The sequence below is a fragment of the Massilia aurea genome (assembly GCF_014200505.1).
In the GTDB taxonomy this organism is placed as follows: Bacteria; Pseudomonadota; Gammaproteobacteria; order Burkholderiales; family Burkholderiaceae_D; genus Telluria; species Telluria aurea_B.
The window spans coordinates 57,400-74,665 of sequence record NZ_JACHBX010000002.1; the positions used below are offsets into that span (position 1 = coordinate 57,400).

At 64.9% G+C, this 17,266-nt stretch carries 13 protein-coding genes; 6 read left to right on the forward strand and 7 right to left on the reverse strand.

The window, feature by feature from the left end; translation table 11 throughout:
• Window positions 1-52: 52 nt before the first annotated feature.
• Genes HD842_RS09645 through HD842_RS09655 form a run of 3 tightly spaced genes read right to left on the reverse strand, consistent with a single transcriptional unit; the run spans window position 53 to window position 3,435 of the window.
• Complete coding sequence (locus HD842_RS09645; RefSeq protein ID WP_370660817.1) at window positions 53-925, reverse strand: transglutaminase-like domain-containing protein; 873 nt, start codon at window positions 923-925, stop codon at window positions 53-55.
• 19 nt (window positions 926-944) lie between these two features.
• Window positions 945-2,021 carry an alpha-E domain-containing protein gene (locus HD842_RS09650; RefSeq protein WP_183553862.1) on the reverse strand — a complete coding sequence of 359 codons (1,077 nt, stop codon included), beginning with the start codon at window positions 2,019-2,021 and terminating at the stop codon, window positions 945-947.
• A 1-nt stretch (window position 2,022) separates the two neighbouring features.
• Window positions 2,023-3,435 (reverse strand): circularly permuted type 2 ATP-grasp protein, encoded by a 1,413-nt coding sequence (locus HD842_RS09655; protein WP_183553864.1) that lies wholly within the window; start codon window positions 3,433-3,435, stop codon window positions 2,023-2,025.
• A 202-nt stretch (window positions 3,436-3,637) separates the two neighbouring features.
• Between HD842_RS09655 and HD842_RS09660 the strand changes: the two genes are divergently transcribed.
• Genes HD842_RS09660 through HD842_RS09670 form a run of 3 tightly spaced genes read left to right on the forward strand, consistent with a single transcriptional unit; the run spans window position 3,638 to window position 10,524 of the window.
• Window positions 3,638-6,973, forward strand: a complete 3,336-nt coding sequence (locus HD842_RS09660; protein ID WP_183553866.1) for a transglutaminase family protein — start codon at window positions 3,638-3,640, stop codon at window positions 6,971-6,973.
• Window positions 6,974-7,009: 36 nt separating this feature from the next.
• Window positions 7,010-9,592, forward strand: a complete 2,583-nt coding sequence (locus tag HD842_RS09665; RefSeq protein WP_183553868.1) for a circularly permuted type 2 ATP-grasp protein — start codon at window positions 7,010-7,012, stop codon at window positions 9,590-9,592.
• On the forward strand, window positions 9,589-10,524 hold the full coding sequence (locus HD842_RS09670; protein ID WP_183553869.1) for a transglutaminase family protein: 936 nt from the start codon (window positions 9,589-9,591) through the stop codon (window positions 10,522-10,524). Before HD842_RS09665 ends, HD842_RS09670 begins: the two co-directional genes overlap by 4 nt.
• A 55-nt stretch (window positions 10,525-10,579) precedes the next feature.
• Here the strand turns inward: HD842_RS09670 and HD842_RS09675 are convergent, their stop codons facing one another.
• Window positions 10,580-11,410, reverse strand: coding sequence for a lectin OAA family protein (locus HD842_RS09675; RefSeq protein WP_183553871.1), 831 nt, complete (start codon window positions 11,408-11,410; stop codon window positions 10,580-10,582).
• A 293-nt stretch (window positions 11,411-11,703) separates the two neighbouring features.
• Between HD842_RS09675 and HD842_RS09680 the strand changes: the two genes are divergently transcribed.
• Window positions 11,704-13,062, forward strand: a complete 1,359-nt coding sequence (locus HD842_RS09680) for a diguanylate cyclase domain-containing protein (protein ID WP_183553873.1) — start codon at window positions 11,704-11,706, stop codon at window positions 13,060-13,062.
• Here the strand turns inward: HD842_RS09680 and HD842_RS09685 are convergent.
• Window positions 13,050-13,733: a hypothetical protein gene (locus HD842_RS09685; RefSeq protein ID WP_183553875.1), complete on the reverse strand. Its 684-nt coding sequence runs from the start codon at window positions 13,731-13,733 to the stop codon at window positions 13,050-13,052. The two genes, HD842_RS09680 and HD842_RS09685, sit on opposite strands and share 13 nt — an antisense overlap.
• 121 nt (window positions 13,734-13,854) lie before the next feature.
• Here HD842_RS09685 and HD842_RS09690 point away from each other — a divergent pair, with 121 nt between their 5' ends.
• Window positions 13,855-14,784 carry a hypothetical protein gene (locus HD842_RS09690; RefSeq protein ID WP_183553877.1) on the forward strand — a complete coding sequence of 310 codons (930 nt, stop codon included), beginning with the start codon at window positions 13,855-13,857 and terminating at the stop codon, window positions 14,782-14,784.
• Between the two features lie 115 nt (window positions 14,785-14,899).
• A complete protein-coding gene (locus HD842_RS09695) occupies window positions 14,900-15,631 on the forward strand; it encodes an HAD family hydrolase (protein WP_183553879.1) in 732 nt (243 codons plus the stop codon).
• Here the strand turns inward: HD842_RS09695 and HD842_RS09700 are convergent.
• Both HD842_RS09700 and HD842_RS09705 read right to left on the reverse strand, forming a co-directional pair.
• A complete protein-coding gene (locus HD842_RS09700) occupies window positions 15,580-16,047 on the reverse strand; it encodes a hypothetical protein (protein WP_183553881.1) in 468 nt (155 codons plus the stop codon). The two genes, HD842_RS09695 and HD842_RS09700, sit on opposite strands and share 52 nt — an antisense overlap.
• The gene (locus tag HD842_RS09705; protein ID WP_183555259.1) at window positions 16,040-17,194 is read right to left on the reverse strand and encodes an MGDG synthase family glycosyltransferase; all 1,155 of its coding nucleotides are present in this window, start codon (window positions 17,192-17,194) and stop codon (window positions 16,040-16,042) included. Before HD842_RS09705 ends, HD842_RS09700 begins: the two co-directional genes overlap by 8 nt.
• Between the last annotated feature and the right edge of the window lie 72 nt (window positions 17,195-17,266).

The window sequence follows — 17,266 nt, forward strand, 5'->3', positions numbered from 1 at the left end:
ATGGGGAACCCATCCACCCTACGGTATCAGGATGACAAGACGGCAGCAGACGTCAACCCGGCGCCCCCTCCAGCAACTCCACCGTCACCTGCATCTCATGCAGCGCCAGCGCCGGCCCGAATTGTGTGAAGATCGCTACATCAGCCGCATCGCGCCCATACCCTATCGTCACGCGGCCTCCGCGCGGTCCATCCTGGCTCGCATCGAACGTGTACCAGCGACCGCCCACATACGCCTCGAACCACGCATGCAAGTCCATCGGCACCAGCCCGTGCAGATAACCGGCGACGATGCGCGCGGGAATGCTCAGCGCGCGGCACAGCGCAATGCCCAGATGCGCCAGATCGCGACACACGCCTTCGCGATATTCATTGACCTCGGTTGCCGCCATCTGCGTGTGATTCGCTGCGGGATTGAAGCGCACCTCGCGCCGGATCCAGTCGGTGATACAGGCGACCTGGTCGTAGCCTGGCGCAACGCCCGCCACAATGGCGCTGGCCATCTCGGCAAACCGGTCGGATTCGCAGTAACGGCTTGGCAGCAGATACAGCAGCACGTCCGCCGGCAAGGTCGGCACCTCATCGAACGGCGCACCGGGTGCAACGCTGATGACCTGGTCGGTCAGCACGTCGGCCGACGTCTGGATCGAAAATTCGCCGGGCGGCGCTGTCAGGCGCTGACACAGATTGCTGTAGAAATCCGTATATTCGAGCACCTGCACGCTCGGGGTAAGCGTATAGGATTCGCGCGCCACCCATTGCTGCGCACCGCTGCGGGAACGCAGCATCAGGATGAATGGCGTGGGGAATTCGACGCTGAAACTGAGCTTGCAACCGGTTCGCAGCCACATCGCAGGCCCGCCTTCCTTCGTTAAAGTGAGCGCACCGCCATGGCGCAGGCTGGCCATGACGGTGCGCCGCGCCACTGTTTGGTGCGCGAGTTGATCAACGCGTCTGCGACTGTGTTTGCGACTGGGTCTGCGTCTGCGATGAGGTCTGCGATGACGTTTGCGACTGCGTCTGCGACTGGGTCGGCGCCTGCACAGGGACAGGCACCGGCACAACCTCCGGCAACTCCGGCGCCACCGGCAGCAGGAAGTCACGTCCAATGCCGTTGCCCAACTCGCCAATACAGGCCAGGAACTTGGTCAGGAACTCATGCAGCCCTTCGTCGAGGATCTCGTTGATCTCGGCCGACTTGAGCGACGCATGCAGTTTTTCCGCCAGCCGCTCAGTGTCGTGCGACAGCTCGTTGCGCACGTCCTGCAACACGGCCACGACGGCGGCCATGCAGGCCACCAGCGAGCGCGGCATCTTGCCTTGCAAAATCAACAGTTCGGCCACGCGGGTCGGCGTGATCGCGTGGCGGTACACCTTGCGATACGTCTCGAACGCGGACACTGAACGCAGCAGCGCGGCCAGGTAATAGTATTCGCCCTGCGCGCCTTCCTGGATCGTGTCGGACGCCAGGAACCGGAACTTCACGTCGAGAATCCGCGCCGTGTTGTCGGCCCGTTCCAGAAAGGTGCCCAGGCGGATGAAGTTGAACGCTTCATCCTGGAACATCGTGCCCAGCGTGACGCCGCGCGACAGGTGCGAGCGGTACTTGACCCATTCCAGGAACTGGCCGGGATCGCGTTCGAACATGCGCTCGCTCAGGTGCTTTTGCAGCACGAGCCAGGTGGTGTTCTCGGTTTCCCAGACTTCGGTGGTCAAGGTACCGCGCACGGCGCGGGCATTTTCGCGCGCGGCGCGCAGGCAGCTGGCGATCGACGATGGGTTATCCGGGTCGCGCACCATGAAGTCGATGACGTTCTTTTGCGTCAGCGCGTCGTACTTGGCGTCGAATTGTGCTTCGAGTTCAGACACGCTCAGCATCGTGCGCCAGCCCTGCTGCTCGGCCTGGACCGATTGCGGCATCAGCGAATACTGGACGCGCACGTCGAGCATGCGCGCCGTGTTTTCGGCCCGCTCGGTGTAGCGGGCCATCCAGAACAAATGATCTGCGGTGCGGCTCAACATGCTAGTTCTCCAGTATCCAGGTGTCCTTGGTGCCGCCGCCCTGCGACGAATTGACCACCAGGGAGCCTTCTTGCAACGCCACGCGGGTCAGCCCGCCCGGCACCATCGACACGCTCTTGCCCGACAACACGAACGGGCGCAGATCGATGTGGCGCGGCGCGATGCCCGATTCCACATAGGTCGGGCAGGCCGACAACGCCAGCGTCGGCTGGGCGATATAGCCGTCCGGATTGGCCAGCAGGCGGCGGCGGAAATCTTCGATCTCGGCCGTCGTTGAGGCCGGCCCGACCAGCATCCCGTAACCGCCGGCGCCGTGCACTTCCTTGACCACCAGTTGCGGCAGGTTCGCCAGCGTGTAATCCAGGTGCTCTTTCTTTCTGCACTGGTAGGTCGGCACGTTGTTCAGGATCGGCTTTTCGCCGAGATAGAACTCGATCATGTCCGGCACGAACGGGTAGATCGACTTGTCGTCGGCGACGCCGGTGCCGATGGCATTGGCCAGGCCGACGCGACCGGCGCGCACGGCGTCGAGCAGGCCCGGAACGCCCAGCGTCGACTCGGGACGGAATGCGCGCGGATCGAGGTAATCGTCGTCGATGCGGCGATAGATGACGTCGACCTGCTTCGGGCCGCGCGTCGTGCGCATGTAGACGGTGTCGTTGCTGACATACAGGTCTTGCCCCTGCACCAGCGCCACGCCCATTTGCTGGGCCAGGAACGCGTGCTCGAAGTAGGCCGAATTGTGCATGCCGGGCGTGAGCACGACCACGGTCGGATCATCACCGCCATGCGGCGCCACGGTGCGCAGATTGTCGAGCAACAGGTCGGGATAATGGTCGACCGGCGCCACGCGGTTGCGGGCGAACAGCGCCGGGAACAGCCGCATCATCATCTTGCGGTTTTCCAGCATGTACGACACGCCCGACGGGACGCGCAGATTGTCTTCGAGCACGTAAAACTCGCCCTCGCCCGCGCGCACGATGTCGACGCCAGCAATGTGGGCGTAGATATCCAGGGGCACCTTGACGCCTTGCATGGCCGGCCGGTACTGCGCATTGTTCAGGATCTGTTCGGCAGGAATGACGCCCGCCTTCAGAATATTCTGATCGTGGTACACATCGTGCAGGAAACGGTTCAGCGCGGTCACGCGCTGCACCAGGCCGGCCTGCAACTTGGCCCACTCGGCGGCGTTGATCACGCGCGGAATGATGTCGAATGGGATCAAGCGTTCCTTGCCGGCGTTGTCGCCGTACACAGCGAACGTGATCCCCACGCGTTGGAAGTTCAGCTCGGCTTCTGCCCGCTTCTGATCGATCAGATTCGGGGGTTGCTGGGCGAGCCAATCCGCGAACGCCTGGTAATGAGGTCGTACGGTTGCTGCAGTGGAATACATTTCATCGTAAAAGTTCGACATCATTGCCTCCTGTGCCAGAATACTAACAAGAAACGTGCCAGCCACCCCGTACGACTCACATGTCAAACGAACGCAGGTATGAATCATGCTTAAATGCTCCTATCTTGCGCTTACTCAGTCCCCTACTCAGTTACGCGCAAACTAATACGACCAAATTCAGAGCGCCGGCATCGATCGCGCCCCAATCGAAAGGCACTACCGCATGGCTATCCGCGTTGCGCTTCATCACAAGACCAGCTACCGTTACGACCGCCTGGTCAATCTGTCACCGCATGAAGTGCGCCTGCGTCCGGCGCCACATGCGCGTACACCGATCCTGTCGTACTCATTGACGGTTCTGCCGAAAGAGCATTTCATCAATTGGCAGCAAGACCCGTACGGCAATTACATCGGCCGTTTCGTGTTCCCTGAACAAACCGACGTGCTCGAGTTCACGGTCGACCTCGTTGCGGACATGACGGTGATTAACCCGTTCGACTTCTTCGTCGAAAAATACGCCGAGACCTTCCCGTTCGCCTACCCGGACCTGCTGCAGTCCGAACTGAGCCCGTACACCAAATCGCAAGAGCCTGGCCCGCTGCTGACCGAGTGGGTCGCCAGTGCGCGGCGCGAACTGCTGGCCCAGCCGATGGGCACGAACGACTTTTTGGTGGCTATCAACCAGCGCCTGCAGCGCGATATCGCGTACCTGCTGCGGATGGAGCCGGGCGTGCAGGAGCCCGAAGACACGCTGCAAAAGCGTTCCGGCTCGTGCCGCGATACCGGCTGGCTGCTGGTGCAGATCCTGCGCGAGATGGGCTTGGCGGCGCGTTTCGTGTCCGGCTACCTGATCCAGCTCACCGCCGACCAGGAAGCGCTCGATGGCCCAAGCGGCACTACCGTCGACTTCACCGATCTGCACGCCTGGACCGAGGTGTATGTGCCGGGCGCCGGCTGGATCGGTCTGGACCCGACCTCGGGCATGCTGGCCAGCGAAGGCCATATTCCGCTGGCCTGCACGGCGATGCCGTCGTCGGCCGCGCCGGTGACCGGCTTTACCGACAAGGCCGAGGTCACGTTCGTCCACGAAATGACGATCACGCGCATCCACGAAGATCCGCGCGTGACCAAGCCGTACACGGAACACGACTGGGACAAGATCAACCGCCTGGGCCAGCAGGTCGATTCTGATCTGGTGAACCAGGACGTGCGCCTGACGCAGGGTGGCGAGCCGACTTTTGTGTCGATCGACGACATGGACGGCGCCGAATGGAACACGCTGGCGCATGGCGACAAGAAGCGCGAGCTGGCGGGCAACCTGATGCACCGCCTGAAGAACCACTTTGCACCGGGCGGCATGATCCATTACGGCCAGGGCAAGTGGTATCCGGGCGAGCCGCTGCCACGCTGGGCGCTGAACATCTTCTGGCGCGTCGACGGCCAGCCGATGTGGTTCGATCCGTCGCTGTTCTCGGACGAGCACATCGATGATGGCTACGGCAGCGAAGATGCCGGCCGCTTTGCCGCGGAGCTGGTCAAATCGCTCGGCCTGCCGGCCGGCAGCGCGATCCCGGCCTACGAAGACGTGCTGCTGCAGGCGCAGCGCGAGCAGGCGCTGCCGCGCAATCTCGATCCGCTGGACGCCGACCTGAAAGCACCGGAAGAACGCCGCCGCCTGGCGCGCCTGCTCGAACGGGGCCTGGGCCAGGTGGCCGGCTACGTGCTGCCGCTGAAAGCCCGAGAACACGATCCCTCCGTCATGCTGGGCACCAGCTGGCGCACGTCGCCGTGGCCGCTCAAGCGCGAAAACCTGTACCTGATCGAGGGCGATTCGCCGATCGGCCTGCGCCTGCCGCTGGCCACGCTGCCGTGGGTGCTGCCCGAAGAGCGCGATCCCGATTTCGATGTCGACCCGTTCGCGCCGCGCGGCCCGCTCCCGGTTGGCAAGAAAGACCGGCGCCCGGTCCTGAGCGTGGCGCCCGGCAAATCGACAAACAAGGCAACGGCTGCACCGGCTGACCCTGAGGCGCGCGAAGTCATCCACACCGCGCTGTGCCTCGAAGTGCGCGCGGGCCGCCTGTACATCTTCATGCCGCCGCAAAAGCGCATCGAGGATTATCTGGCGCTCGTCACGGCAGTCGAGAACACGGCCGCCAAGCTCAAGATGAAGCTGCGCATCGAGGGTTATGCGCCACCGCGCGACCCGCGCATCAAGCTGCTCAGCGTCACGCCCGATCCAGGCGTCATCGAGGTCAACATCCATCCGGCGGCAAGCTGGCATGAGCTGGTCCACAATATGACGACGCTGTACCAGGAAGCGCGCCTGACGCGCCTGGGCACCGAAAAATTCATGCTCGACGGCCGCCACACCGGCACGGGCGGTGGCAACCACGCGACGCTGGGCGGCGCCACGGTCGAAGACAGCCCGATGCTGCGCCGGCCGGACCTGCTGAAAAGCCTGATCACGTACTGGCAGATCCACCCAGCGTTGTCGTACCTGTTCTCGGGCACCTTCATCGGCCCGACCAGCCAGGCGCCGCGCGTGGACGAAGCGCGCGACGACAACCTGTACGAACTGGCGATCGCGTTCCAGCAAATGGACAAGGTGCTGCCGACCATGCATCCCGGCGACAAGCCGTGGATGGTCGACCGCCTGCTGCGCAATATGCTGGTCGACCTGACCGGCAACACGCACCGCTCGGAGTTCTCGATCGACAAGCTGTACTCGCCGGACGGCCCGACCGGCCGCCTGGGTCTGGTGGAATTCCGCGCGTTTGAAATGCCGCCGCACGAGCGCATGAGCCTCTTGCAAATGCTGCTGCTGCGCGCGCTGGTCGCACGCTTCTGGCGCCAGCCGCTGCAGGCCAAGCTCGTACACTGGGGCACGGCGCTGCACGACCGCTGGATGCTGCCGCACTTCGTCGCGCAGGATATCCGCGACGTGGCGAAAGACCTGCGCGCGGCCGGCTATGCGTTCGAGGATCACTGGTTCGAGCCGTTCATCGAATTCCGCTTCCCGCGCTTTGGCACCGTCGTCTACGAAGGCGTCGAGATGGAACTGCGCCAGGCGATCGAGCCGTGGAACGTGCTAGGCGAAGAAGTCAGCGCCGGCGGTACCGCGCGCTACGTCGATTCGTCGGTCGAGCGCATGCAGCTGCTGGTGCGCGGCCTGACCGACGGGCGCCACGTGGTGGCCTGCAATGGCCGCATGCTGCCGCTGCATCCGACCGGCGTGCCGGGCGAATACGTGGCCGGCGTACGCTTCCGCGCCTGGAGCCCGTGGTCGGCGCTGCATCCGAGCATCCGGGTGCAGGCGCCGCTCGTGTTCGATCTGGTCGACACCTGGAGCGGGCGCTCGATCGGCGGCTGCACCTACCACGTCGTGCACCCTGGCGGACGCAGCGAAACCGGCTCGCCGGTCAATGCCAATGCTGCCGAGGCACGCCGCTTTGCCCGTTTCTGGCCACACGGTCATACGCCGGGCCCGTTCACGGTGTACAAGGAAGACCTCAATCCGAGCTTCCCGATGACCCTCGATTTGCGCTGGCAGCCGATGTAACGCTGGCATTCGTTTCAACCGTAAAGCTGCACGCCAATGCCCAATCAACTGCTTGCCCACTATCTGGCCGCGCCGGATGGTTTCGATGAAATGCTGGGCGCCGACAAGGCGCCGCGCGCGCACTGGCGTGCGATGCTTGCCAACCTGGAGCACGAAGCACCGGACATGATGCGCCAGCGTCTGGAGATGGTGCAGCGCCAGGTGCGCGAAAACGGCGTCAGCTACAACGTGCTGGCCGACGCCGGCACCCGGCCGCGCCAGTGGGATCTGAACGTGCTGCCCCTGATCCTGCCGCACGAGGAATGGAGCGGCATCGAAGCGGCCGTGATCCAGCGCGCCACGCTGCTCAACAAGATCCTGGGTGACGTGTATGGCGAGCAGGCGATGCTGCGCGAAGGCTTGCTGCCGTCGGCGCTGATCCATGGTCACGCGGGCTTTCTCCGCCCGTGCCACGGTATGCGCCACCATGACGACGTCGCGCTGCATTTCTATGCGGTCGACCTGGCGCGCGCGCCCGATGGTCGCTGGTGGGTGATGGCCGACCGCACGCAGGCGCCGTCGGGCGCCGGCTACGCACTCGAAAACCGGTCGATCATCGCCCCCACCTTCCCCGACCTGCTGCGCGAACTGAAAGTGCAGCCGGTGTCGCCGTTCTTCCGCACCATGCACGACAGCCTGGTGCACTGGGGCCGGCTGTGCGCGGCCCATGGCGACAAGCCGGCGCCGCTGCGCGAGGGCGAAATGCCGCTGATCGTGCTGCTCACGCCGGGTCCGCGCAGCGAAAGCTATTACGAGCAGGCCTATCTGGCGCGCTATCTGGGCCTGACGCTGGTCGAAGGGGGCGACCTGACGGTGCGCGACGGCGTCGTCTTCATCAAGACCCTGGCCGGGCTGCACCGGGTGCACGTGATCATGCGCCGGGTCGACGACGAATCGTGCGATCCGCTCGAGCTGCAAAATTCGCTGCTCGGCGTGGCTGGCCTGACCCAGGCCGCCATGCGCGGCAATGTGGTGGTGGCCAACAGCCTCGGTTCGAGCCTGCTCGAGTCGGGCGCGCTGCTCGGCTTCCTGCCGGCGCTGTCCAAGCGCCTGCTGGGCGAGCCGCTCAAGATGCCCTCGGTGGCGACCTGGTGGTGCGGCGAGCCGGCCGCGCTCGAAACCGTGGTCGCCAGGCTCGATCGCCTGGTGATCAAGCCGAGCGGCGCAATGCCGGGCCAGCCGGCCGTGTTTGGCCAGGATCTCGACGGCGAGGCGCGCGCGGCGTTCATTACCAATCTGCGCGCCAATCCCAACCATTACATCGCCCAGGAACTGGTGCGCCTGTCGCAGGCGCCGGTGTGGAAAGATGGCCGCGCGCCCGGCCTGCAGGCGCGCGCGGTGGGCCTGCGCGTGTTCGCGTGCGCCACGCCGAATGGCTATGTGGTGATGCCGGGCGGCCTTACCCGCGTGGCCACCGGGCCCGATGCACGCGTGCTGACGATGCAGATGGGCGGCGCCAGCAAGGACACCTGGGTCCAGGCGCGCGCCCGCGTCGAAACGCATCGCCTGCAAAAGAGCAGCATCACGGGCGAAGACCTGGTACGCGAAGACAGCAACCTGTCGAGCCGCGTGGCCGAAAACCTGCTGTGGTTCGGGCGCCATGCCGAGCGCAGCGACAATATCTGCCGCCTGCTGCGGGTCGCACTGAATATCCTGTTCAATGTGCGCTTCGACCAGCGCGGCGCCGAGTGGCCGACCGTCGAGGCGTTGTGCATCTGGTTCGGTTTGCTGGATCCACAGCGCAAGCCGGCCGCGCCGGGTACGCCGGCCGTGGTGGGCTCGGCCAAGTTGCCCGGCACCGCCAGCGCCCTGCCGGCCCCGATCTTCACCGATGCCGAGATCGAATCGGCGCTGCTGCTGGCGGTGGTGTCGCCGGCCGTTCCGGGCCTGGCGCGCCAGCAGCAGCAATTGCACCGGATCGCCGGCCAGCTGCATGAGCGCTTCTCGGTCGACAACTGGCGCGCCCTGAACCGCATGGTGCAGCCGGTCGCCCCGCCCGGTGAGCGGCCGTCGCAGTCGGGGGTCATGACAATTCTCGACGATGCCGCCGCGGCGCTGATGACGCTGGCCGGCTTTGCCCTGGACGGCATGGTGCGCGACCTCGGCTGGCGCTTCATGTCGATCGGCCGGCGCCTCGAGCGCCTGCAGTTCCAGGCGGTCGTGCTGCAACGCGCACTGGCGATGGACGAAAACGGGAATCTCGACTGGGTGCTCGAACTGTCTGACAGCATCATCACGTACCGCGCCCGCTACCGCGCCCAGCCCGAGTGGCTGCCGGTGCTCGACCTGCTGCTGCTGGACGAAACCAATCCGCGCTCGATCGTGTTCCAGTTGAACGGCATCATCGGCACGCTGGGCAAGGTCACGCAGGCCCAGGGCGCCGGGGGCCTGGACCTGCTGACGCCACTGAAGGCCGAACTGACCGCGCTCGATCCGGGCGTCGACCTGAAGCATGGCAATGCACTGCTCAGCGACCTGCTCAGCCGCATCGGGCAGGCCAGTGCGGCCTTGTCCGAGCAGATCGGCGTCCAGTTTTTCAGCTACACCGCCAACGGCCGGCAAAGGAACCGTACCTCATGACCGATTTGCTGCCGGGCGCCGCGAGCGCCGATGTGGTCGCGCGCTATCGCGTGGTGCACGAGACGCGCTACAAGTACAACAGCATGGTGACGCTGTCGCAGCAATACCTGCACCTGACGCCGCGCTCGTTCGCGTGCCAGCAAACTGAATCGCACCTGATCTGGCTCGACCCGGTGATCAACGACAGCAATGAGGGCGTGGATTACTTCGGCAACATCACGCGCCACGTGGCGCTGACGGTGCCGCATGACAGCCTGCTGGTGCATGCTGAATCGACGGTCTCGCTGCGCGCGCGCTACACGCTGGCGCAGATTGCCGGCACGCTGTCGTGGGAATCCGTGCGCGACATGATGGGCAAGGAAAAAAGTGCGGCCACGCTGGAAGCCTGCCGCTACCTGTACGCGTCGCCCCATGTCGCCCTGTTCCCGGAACTGGAAGCCTATGCGCGCGAGAGCTACGTCCCGGGCCGCCCGCAGCTCGACGCGGCGCTCGACCTGACGCACCGGATCTTCGACGACTTCGAATTCGACAGCAAGGCCACCGACATCTCGACGCCGCTCGACCAGGTGCTGCGCGGCCGGCGCGGCGTGTGCCAGGATTTCGCGCAGCTGATGATCGGCTGCCTGCGCAGCATCGGCCTGCCGGCGCGCTATGTCAGCGGCTACATCCTGACGCACCCGCCGGAAGGCAAGCCGCGCCTGATCGGGGCCGATGCGTCGCACGCATGGGTGTCGGTGTTCTGCCCGGCGCTGGGCTGGGTCGATTTCGACCCGACCAACCGCTGTCTCGTGCAGCATGAACACATCACGCTGGGCTGGGGGCGCGACTTCAGCGACGTGACGCCGATGCGTGGGATTGTGCTGGGTGGCGGCAAGCAGGAGCTCGACGTGCAGGTGACGGTGACGCCGCTGCCGCTGCCCGGCACGGCGTGATGTGAACGACGCACCGGCCATGCCACCTGCGGGCGCATGGCCGGTGCCGTAGCAATTACATCGGCAATTCCGTACCGCGATAGCCGATCACGCCTTCGCCGCTGTAGGTCATGCCGCCATGCAGGTTGTTACCCTGGTTGCCGGACGTGACATTGAGCGCCACGCTGTGCTGACCGGCGCGGCAGCCGATCAGCCAGACGCCGCCCGGATGCCATGCCGACGACGTGTCGCCCCACTGGTTTTCGACCTGGTAGTTGTTGCCGGCAACCGAAGTGGCGCGCACGCGGATGGGGCCTTCGCCCGCATACGTCATGGTGCCGGTCAGGGTCTTGCCACCATCGTTCGACGTCAAGTCGACCGCGAGCACGGCCTGGTCGCGGCAACCCAGCACGGAGATGCCGCCCTGGTGCCATGGCGCGAACCCGCCGCCCCACTGGTTTTCGATGGCGTACACGGCGCCATCGCTTGCCTGGCTCTGGAAACCGATCGGCCCTTCGCCGCTGTAGGTCATCGTCCCCTTCAGTGTGGCGCCGTTGTCGCCCGATTCGACATGGATGGCGACCACGCTCTGGCCAGGGCGGCAGCCGATGACCCACGTCCCGCCCGGATGCCATGGCGCCGCCGAACCGCCCCACTGATTTTCGACGATGTACGTATTGCTCTGGGTCAGAGTGGCGCGAAAGCCGATGGCGCCTTCACCTGCATATTTCATGTTTCCGGTGAGCGTCTTGCCGTTGTCGCTCGACGTGAGGTCGAGCGCCACGACGTGCTGGCCGGGCCGTGCGCCGATGATCCACATGCCGCCTTCATGCCACTGCGTCGACGTCCCGCCCCACTGGTTCTGCACGTGATGCAGATTGTTCGTGGCCTTGCTTGTTTTGGACATGCCTGACTCCTTCTTGACCTGCGCAGCAGAACGGCGCTGCCCCGATGATGCGCAGGCTGGCTGCGCCTGACGACCTTGTCGATGGTGTAGTTTTGAAGTGGATAAACATCCTGAGCGGACTTTATTTTGCGCTAGTCAGCTGCCCGAATTGCTATCAGACGAGCAAGTTTGCTGAAACCGGAATACTCCTACGGATGTCCTTCCCTGTTTCCCAAAAGCGCACCCAGTGGGCATGACGACGCGCCCGGACTGCTGGACCTGATTTCAGATCAAATGTCATTTAGAATATGTTCATGGAATACACCGTCCGCGCCCCGATTGCCAACTTCACGGACCTGCTGCTCGACGCCGTCTGCATGGTCGACGCCGGCGGGCGGTTCGTGTACGTCAGTGCGGCCGGTGTCAACATCTTCGGCTACACACAGCAGGAGATGATCGGCATGCGCGTGATCGATCTGGTTGCCCCCGCCGACCGCGAGCGCACGCTCGCTGCGGCGCAGGACATCATGAATGGCCATATCCACACCGACTTTGAAAACCGTTACGTACGCAAGGACGGCAGCATCGTCCATATCATGTGGTCGGCGCGCTGGTCCGAGGCCGACCAGCTGCGCGTGGCCGTTGCGCGCGATGTGACCGCGCTGAAGCAGGCGCAGGCAATGCAGTCGGTACTGTACGCAATTTCAGAAGCGGCCCACGCAAGCGATGACCTGGCAGACCTGTTCGAGCGCAGCCACGCCATCGTCCACGAGTTCCTGCCGGCCTGCTGCTTTGCGGTCGCCCTGTGCGACACGGCCGGCCAGGACATCGAGTTCGCCTACCTCGTGGACGACGGCGCCCCGTGCGACACAGCGCTGATGCCGCTGCTGTGCGAGACAGTGGCCCAGTGTGCTGCGCCACTGCTGCTTGCGCCCGATGCCCAGGATGGTCTGCCGGCGCCACTGCGGGCGGCGGCAGCGACCCTCACCGGCGGCGCACTGGCCGTGCCGATGACCACGACCGACGGCGTCGTCGGTGTCATCGCGCTGCGCAACGGCCCGGATGACGCGCCGTACCGGACGCAGGACCGCGATTTGCTGGTGTTCGTCGCCGATCAGCTCGCCGCCGCCATCGGCCGCAAGCAACTCCATGCGCAACTACGGTTCATGGCCCTGCATGACGAGCTGACCCGCCTGCCCAACCGGCGCCTGTTCCACGACCGCCTCGACACTGCGCTCGCGCATGCCCGCCGCCAGCAAGAGCGCCTGTCGCTGCTGTTCATCGATCTGAACCGCTTCAAGCAGGTCAACGACAGCTTTGGTCACGCCTGTGGCGACCGCTTGCTGCAGGAGGTCGCGCGCCGAGTCTCTGGCTGCCTGCGCAACAGCGATACGCTGGCGCGCCTGGGCGGCGATGAATTCGTCGTCTTGCTGGAAGACATCGTGCTGGCGGCCGATGCCGGGCTGGTCCTGGACAAGATCCACCTGGCGCTGGCGGCGCCGGTCGATCTGGGCGACGGGCACCGGCTGCAGATTTCCGTCAGCGTCGGTGTCGCGCATTATCCCGAGCATGGCGGCAATCGTGAAGAACTCATCGCGCATGCGGACAAGGCGATGTATGCCGCCAAGGCGGCCGCAGCGCTTGCCGTGTCAGGGGCGCATCAGCCGGCCTGATCGGCATCCCTGCGGCCCAGGCCCGACCCCAGGCCCATGGCCATGCCACCACCGCCGCCACCATCGGCATTGCCGCCGCCATTGCCACCGCCCCGGTTACCGCCCGCCTCGCCCTTGCCACGCGCCGCGCCGCCCTGCGTGCGCGTGGGCCCCTGCAGCGGAATCAGCACATCGGCCGGCATCGGCCCCAGGTCCAGCGCGCTGCGGATGAAACCGCGCAGGCTGATCACCAGGTCCGCCGTGTGGATCGGCCGGCCGGCTGCCATGTCGGCCGCGGCCTGCCCCGCCAGCCGGCAATGCTCTTCGGTCCCCAGCAGCAGGATGTCCGCCAGCGCCGCCTCGACCGCGTCGCGCATGCGGCGTGACCGTTCGGAGCTGAAGGTTTCCTCGGCCGTTGCCGGTGCACCCTCCCCGACCCGGGCGCGCTCATGCAGGTCGCGCAAATGGGTCGGGTCGACCGTCAGCTGGCCGGTGAACGAGCCGCCCAGCGTGCGGTAGGCCGCGATCAGCGTCTTGAGCCGCTCGTTGATCTGGCGGTTCATGCGCTCGCGCCGCTGCTGGATCGTCTGCATGATGATGAGGCGAATGCCCACACCCAGCAAGGTGATGACGGCAAGTCCGATGATGGTCGTCATCGCACCTTGCCACGAACTGAAATCCATGGAACGCATGCTTGCCTCGATAAGGTCTGGAGTATGCCAGTGTACCGAGTCGATGTTCGCCACACGCCGTCCAGCAGTGCGTGTGTGAGACTATCGTCTGGTGACGCAACCGTTTTCCAGGAGATGAACGATGACGATCAAGCATGTATTCATTGTCGGTGTCGCAAAATGCGGCACCACGGCGCTGTCGGAATGGATGGTCGTCAACGGCCTGGCCGAAGACCGCGTGCCCGGCGAAAAAGAACCGTATCTGTATGCGAACGACGAGCCGCACGCGGCGCGCTCGCGCAAAGCCAGTCTGCCGCTGCTTGACGCCAGCGCCGGTTATGCCTTCGATCCGGCCACCGTGCAGCGCCTGCCGCAGCACGATACGCGGCTGGTCCTGTGCCTGCGCAATGGGTTTGAGCGGATGTGGAGCTTCTACAAGATGTTCAAGCTCGATTCGCTGGGCGGGGACCAGGCGCGGGACTATTTTTCATCGTACCAATCCGAACACAGCGGGACAGGCCGCGCGCCGCGTGAGGCCAGCACGTTTTCAAAGACCGTGATCCGTATCTGCCAGGCCTATTTTCCAAGGCGTTTGCACCTGATCGTGGAAGGCTATGCGCGGCATGAGCTGGAACATCTTCGTACGCATACCTTCATGCAGCGCATCGAGTACGAACTCGCGTTCTACCTGTCGCGCAAACAGTTTCCATTTTTTTCCATCCTCTCCAACAGCTTTTACTACACCCCGCTGCGCACGCTGCTGGAACGCTACCTGCCGTCCGACCTGTCCGTCATCTGCGTCAGCCGGCTTGACGATGCCGATGCGCGCCGCCGTTTCGTCGACGCCGTGTTCGAGAAATCGGTCGACACGCCGCCCGTTCCCGTCGTTTTCAGCAGCACCGAGATTGCCATCGACGAAGCACGGCCCGATTTCAACGACCGCTCATTCGACACGCTGCGCGCCTGCCTGCGGTACGACCTGGTCCAGGCACGCGGCCTGATCGCCACGACACGTCTGGGCGACAGCCTGCTGGACCATGCAGAACTGGACCGTTACCTCGCAGCCACGTAAGCACCTCAGCACGCGCGTTGTCATACCCCTGTCATGCCAGCATCCGATGATGGTGCACAGTGGGCACCGGCAGGTTGACATGCCGGTCCGGTCAACGGCATCGGGGGCGCTGCACATGTACAACAGCGATAAACGGCTTCTCATTCTCGACGCGGATGGCACCACCATCGATGCATTTTCCGCGATCGCCATGGCCTTCAACCAGCACGGCTGCGTGCTCGGCGCCGAAACGGCATTCCAGAAACGACACCACCTGCTCAAGTACGTGGGCGGCCTGAAACAATTTCCGGCGATTATCAAGAAAAACCTGCGCAAGAACAGCCGCGCCAAACTGGTCGACACGCTGACCGACATCTACCGACAAGAAGCCCGGCTGTATGACGGCATCCCCGACCTGATCCGCGAGCTGATCGCCGCGCCCGGCATCACGGTGGGCATCGTCACGCGCAATATCACGATCGAGCCCCTGGAAACGCTGCGCCAGCTGTTCCTGCGCCACGATATCGATATCGGCGCACTGGATTTTCTGGAACATATTCCACTCAAGGACAAGAAGACGGCGTCGTTTCGCGCCGTGCGCGAGCGCTTCGGCGTCAATCCGGCGCGCGGTTATATCTGCGGCGACGAGCACAAGGATTTCACGGCCGCCGCCCATACCGGCATGCACCCGTTCATGGTCTCGTACGGGTTTGAAGACTACGATCGCCTGACCAACAAGTTCGCGATTCCCCCGGAGCTGATTTCGCGCACGTCGGGCGAGTTATGCGATCGCGTGCGCCATGCGCTGGACCTGACTCAGGCGCCGTACCAGAACAGCACCGCGCTGGCAGCGCCGAACAGCCAGTAATCGATCGGCGCGCCGAGCGCCCAGCGCTTGTGCCACGCCACATGCACCTGCTTGAAGCGGCGCCAGCCGAAGGCCGGATTGATGACGAACCACAGATAATCCTCGACGATCCAGAACAGCATGATCGAGGCCATCACCGTCGCCTCGAGCTGCCACGACCACTGGCCCATGAAGAACAGCGGGAAGTGAAACACCAGTCCGATGAACGAGAACATCCACAGGTGGTAGCCCGTCAGCGCGCGCCCGCCCCAGAAGATGTCGAGCAGCAGATGCTCCTCGATGCGCCAGGTCGGCAGGTTCGCCGCCCAGCCGGCCTCCCCTTCGATTTCCACTTCCACACGCGCGAACAGATACGCCAGCACCAGCACGGCGCACACCGTCGCCACGAGCCTGGCGCCATCGGCTAATTCAAACATGGGCGGCATCCCGTTGACGGGCGGCTTGCACCAGAACGGTTTCGACGACGTGGCGGGCAGCCTGCGGGCGGCCAAGGGCGCGTGCACAGGCAGCCATCCGGGCCAGTTTTTCCGGGTGCGCCATCAGGTAGCGGATGCGGTAGTCGAGCGTGGCCAGGTCGACCGCCTTGAGCGCGGCGCCATGCTCGAGCAGATAATTGGCGTTGTGCTCTTCCTGGCCCGGGATCGGTGCATTGACGATCATCGGCACGCCCATCGCCAGGCACTCGGCCGTGGTCGCGCCGCCCGGCTTGGTGATCACCAGGTCGGCGCACGCCATCAGGCGCTCGACGCGGTCCGTGTAGCCCTGTGGCGCCAGCCGGCCCGGAAAGCGCACGGCCAGGCGCTGCAGTGCGGCCAGTTCGGCGGCGTTCTTGCCGGCCAGCGCGATCAGCTGAAAATTGCCGGGAATCGCCAGCAACTGCTGCGCCACGCGGTGCAAGCCACCCAGGCCGGCGCCCCCGCCCATCAGCAGGAAGGTCGGCAGCGCCGGGTTCAGGCCCAGTGTTCTAGCGCAGTCGGCGCGGTCGTGGGTGATCGAAAACGCCGGCATCGTGGGAATGCCGGCGACGTAGATGGCATGCGCGGCCACGCCCTGGTCGTGCATGCGGAACGCCACCTCGTCGTTGGCGGCAAAATAGCCGGTGACGTGCGGCTGCAGCCACATGCGGTGCAGGTCGAAATCGGTCACTTGTACCCAGAGCGGGCACGAGAGTTTTCCGGCGGCGATCTGCTGCGACAGTACTTCGGCCGGCTGGAAATGGGTGCAGATGATCGCGTCGGGTTGCAGCGCCGCGATCTCATTGGTCAGGGCGCGGCACGCACGCCGTTCGATGCGGCGCCGCAGCCGGCTGACCAGGCTATTCGGGCTGGCCGCATCGGTCCAGCGGTAGATATAGCGCCACAAGCCCGGCGCGCGGGTGATCAGGCGCAGATAGAAATCCGTGTAGACCTTGCGCAGCAGTGGCGTGGCAAACGCCATCGCATCCAGGTGGATGACGGTGGCATCCGGGTGTTCGGCTGCGGCGCAGGCGCGGATGGCCTCGGCGATCCGGGTGTGACCGGCGCCAGCGGGGACGCTGAGCAGGACGATGGTCTTGCCGGCCATGCTGCGCTGGAGTTCGCCCTCTTTCACGAGGGGCGCTTCCCGGCCTGCGCCAACGCTGCCATCCGGTCAGGC

What these genes read in the sequence shown, in the direction of transcription:
- HD842_RS09700 (WP_183553881.1), bottom strand. Translation starts at nt 16,047, where the DNA reads ATGTTTGAATTAGCCGATGGCGCCAGGCTCGTGGCGACGGTGTGCGCC.
- HD842_RS09695 (WP_183553879.1), top strand. Translation starts at nt 14,900, where the DNA reads ATGTACAACAGCGATAAACGGCTTCTCATTCTCGACGCGGATGGCACC.
- HD842_RS09660 (WP_183553866.1), top strand. Translation starts at nt 3,638, where the DNA reads ATGGCTATCCGCGTTGCGCTTCATCACAAGACCAGCTACCGTTACGAC.
- HD842_RS09690 (WP_183553877.1), top strand. Translation starts at nt 13,855, where the DNA reads ATGACGATCAAGCATGTATTCATTGTCGGTGTCGCAAAATGCGGCACC.
- HD842_RS09670 (WP_183553869.1), top strand. Translation starts at nt 9,589, where the DNA reads ATGACCGATTTGCTGCCGGGCGCCGCGAGCGCCGATGTGGTCGCGCGC.
- HD842_RS09675 (WP_183553871.1), bottom strand. Translation starts at nt 11,410, where the DNA reads ATGTCCAAAACAAGCAAGGCCACGAACAATCTGCATCACGTGCAGAAC.
- HD842_RS09650 (WP_183553862.1), bottom strand. Translation starts at nt 2,021, where the DNA reads ATGTTGAGCCGCACCGCAGATCATTTGTTCTGGATGGCCCGCTACACC.
- HD842_RS09665 (WP_183553868.1), top strand. Translation starts at nt 7,010, where the DNA reads ATGCCCAATCAACTGCTTGCCCACTATCTGGCCGCGCCGGATGGTTTC.
- HD842_RS09705 (WP_183555259.1), bottom strand. Translation starts at nt 17,194, where the DNA reads ATGGCCGGCAAGACCATCGTCCTGCTCAGCGTCCCCGCTGGCGCCGGT.
- HD842_RS09685 (WP_183553875.1), bottom strand. Translation starts at nt 13,733, where the DNA reads ATGCGTTCCATGGATTTCAGTTCGTGGCAAGGTGCGATGACGACCATC.
- HD842_RS09655 (WP_183553864.1), bottom strand. Translation starts at nt 3,435, where the DNA reads ATGTCGAACTTTTACGATGAAATGTATTCCACTGCAGCAACCGTACGA.
- HD842_RS09680 (WP_183553873.1), top strand. Translation starts at nt 11,704, where the DNA reads ATGGAATACACCGTCCGCGCCCCGATTGCCAACTTCACGGACCTGCTG.